This window comes from Barnesiella sp. CU968 (assembly GCF_905219685.1).
GTDB classification, from domain to species: Bacteria; Bacteroidota; Bacteroidia; order Bacteroidales; family Muribaculaceae; genus Lepagella; species Lepagella muris_A.
Genome location: NZ_CAJMXD010000342.1, coordinates 1 through 3,121, shown reverse-complemented (window position 1 = coordinate 3,121; position 3,121 = coordinate 1). Strand labels below are relative to the sequence as shown.

Genomic DNA, 3,121 nt, shown 5'->3' with positions numbered 1-3,121 from the left:
TTCAGAATTGAGAATGATATTGATTTCCAGGAAGACTCAATCAAACTGCTTGCAGTGAATGGGGTCAATTTCCAGGCGGAGCTTGACGGCGCAAAGCATACTATAAAGAATTATTTATATTCTAATAACAACTCGATAAAGACCAAATTGCAGGGACCGAATCTGTATGTCGGGAAATATTTGGGTCTTATAGGAACTCTTGGTGCAACGGGTGTCGTCAAGGATCTTATAATAGATGGTGAACTCAAGGGACACAGTTTACTCGGTTCAATGGTTGGAAACAATTATGGAGTAATAGATAATGTGACCAATAAAGGCGTTGTTGAATCATTGACTGATGCATATGTAGCTGGCATTGCGAACCGGGCATATGAAAATTCAGTAATCAGGAATTGTGTCAATGAAGGAACTGTTATTTCGAAGAAGACTTATGCAACGGGTATCGTTTATGAAACCAAGGCAGGCTCTTTGATTGAGAATTGCGTCAACAAGGGTTCTGTGACTTCGACCACAACTTCGGCGATGGGTATTGTCACCAATGTGGCAGGAGGCATGAAGGGTTGCGTTAACGAGGGCACGCTTATGGCTACAAGCACAATTGCCGGTTTAGCTTATAAAGTTGAGGCTACTGGTTATATGGAGGATTGTGTAAATAAATCCGATATAGACCTGTCACAGCTAACGAAACCAGGTGGAAATATTTATGGTATAGTAAGTACCACAGCGGCATTGAAAGAGGCAGATCCGGATGGATTGACCGGTTATATCAAGAATTGCCATAATACTGGCAATCTTAAAGGTGGCGCCAATATTGGCGGTGGTGTCTATACAATCGGGGCCGGTTGGAAGATCTCAGACTGTTCCAATACAGGAAATATAGAGTCAACAGGTTTTGCAGCAGGTTTTGCAAGTAATGCCACAGGTTCGAGCCTTGAACTGCTAACTGAAATTGAAAGATGTTTCAATGCAGGAGTGGTAAGAGGAAATGCTGGAAAAATCTCCGGTTTCATGGGAGAACTCAAGAAGTTCTCACGTGTTACCGATAGCTATAACCTTGGAGATGTCTACAGTTCGAATACAGGACTTTGTGCATCAGGATTTATATCTCAGGTTAATGGTGTCGTAGAAAGATGTTTCAATGCAGGAGATGTTACAGTTGACAATAATGCAGCCGGAGGTTTGTTTGGATATCTCGCGAGCGGTGACGTGTCATATCCCGCGGCAATGAGAAACAGTTTCAATATCGGTAATATAACCTCCAACTATGCTGGCACTAATACGCAAGGAAATGCCGGAGGACTTGGCGGGTACCTTTCAACTTCATATGTTGATGCTCCACATATGGTAGAGAATTGTTATAATACCGGAAATGTTACTGCCAAGAGACGTGTCGGTGGTCTGTTTGGCGGAGCGTTCACTTCATTTTCATTTGTGAGGAACTGTTACAATTCCGGTAAGGTTACATGTCTGGAGACAAATGTAATTTCCGACAATAGTGAAAGATACCTTTGGAGCGGTACGACTTATACTAATAATTATACATACAAGGTTGACGGTGTTGAACACTTAATGCTTGAAAATCATGAAAACTGCTTCTATGATGTGGAACTGAATCCCGGTAGCGAGTTCCGTACTGTCCCGGGTTCAAAGAAGACCACTAAAGAGATGAAAGAGCTTATGATCAGTGAGGGCTTCGTGAATCCGTCATGGGGTGGTTATCCTGTACTGGCATGTTTTGCCGACAATGATGCGGCAAATGCCGGCTCGGCTCTCCTTCTTCTTGCCGAGAATGATACTTACGGCAAGGTTTCAGGAGAGATTACGCTTGTTGGTCCGGAGGGATGTGAATGGATTGCCGCCGATATCATTGAAGGAGAGGATTCCGGTGTCGAATCAGCATCTGAAGAAACAGCAGTTTCCAAGTCTCTCAAGATAGATGGTGGCAGGGCTGTTCCTACAGCTTCCGGCAAGGTAATGCTCACTTGTCTCTACAAAGGCTTCAAGAAAGATTTCACTGTGGTTGTGGATTACAAAGAACAGTCATCTGTTGAGGAATCTTTCGCAGGCAAGGAAGTCAAGGAAGTTGTGCTTATCGATCTTCAGGGTCGCACTGTTGTCACCCCCGAACCGGGTCAGGTCTACATCATGCGCACCGTCTTCACCGACGGCACAATGAAGGTAGAGAAGAAGATTGCAAAAAACTGATTCTTCCCGATCGGTTTTAAATAGATTCTAAACTAATAACTCCGGTCGAAACATCGACCGGAGTTATCTTTTTTAAGTTCAGGATCTGCAACTGCATTAATAGATACATCTTAATCAAAAGTTTATAGGAATATGAGAACTGTTTTGTTTTTAGGAATGATTCTGTGGGGGTGCGTCTGTGGGGTCGCGCAGGAGTTCAAGGCTGCATCCCTTTGGGATGCGCATGGAGATGTAAAGGAGATAAAATATTCTACCAAGGATCCGCTGATGGTACAGAAGAAAATGAAGTTTGACAGGAATGGCAAGCTGAAGAATTCTGTTATTGTGTATAATGCCGATGGCTATCCACTGGGGCTGGATATGAACATGGGGATGATAAACACGTCTGTGAAGTTTGTGTATTCTTCCGATGATAAGCTGACAGATGTTGATCTTGCATCAGCTAATAAGGGGAATGCGCATAAGTATATCTCTTTCGAATATAAAGACGGTGTAATGACCGGAGAGAAAATCAGGTCGGAGGAGAAAGGCAAGAAGCAGAAGGAATGGGAGGGAATCTATACCTTTTCGAATTATGAATATGACGCAAAGGGCAACTGGATTTCTCGCGATGTCAAACTGAAAATCACGGATCTGCCTGACGGAAAGACCGAGGAGACGGCATATAAGGAAACAAGGAAGATAACATACTGGAAAGAATAAACGGTATCTGGCAGTATGTAATACGGACTGAAACTGAACTCGTCTTGTTATTAATCAGGCTTTGCATTCTGCTTTATTTGAATTGGAGATGTTGACATTGCAAATATTGCAAGGAGATTTTCAAAATATAATATTATTTGTATAAAAGAATTATATCAGTGGAAAAATGATACGATAAGTGTAAAATATACACGCAAAATGAAATGTTAACAAA

General features: G+C 42.4%; 2 protein-coding genes. Both read left to right on the top strand.

The window, feature by feature from the left end:
• Positions 1-2,205: hypothetical protein (locus JX312_RS11175; RefSeq protein WP_204458056.1), on the top strand; the 2,205-nt coding region annotated here is incomplete at its 5' end.
• 132 nt (positions 2,206-2,337) lie between these two features.
• The gene (locus tag JX312_RS11170) at positions 2,338-2,907 is read left to right on the top strand and encodes a hypothetical protein (protein WP_204458055.1); all 570 of its coding nucleotides are present in this window, start codon (positions 2,338-2,340) and stop codon (positions 2,905-2,907) included.
• Positions 2,908-3,121 lie beyond the last annotated feature (214 nt).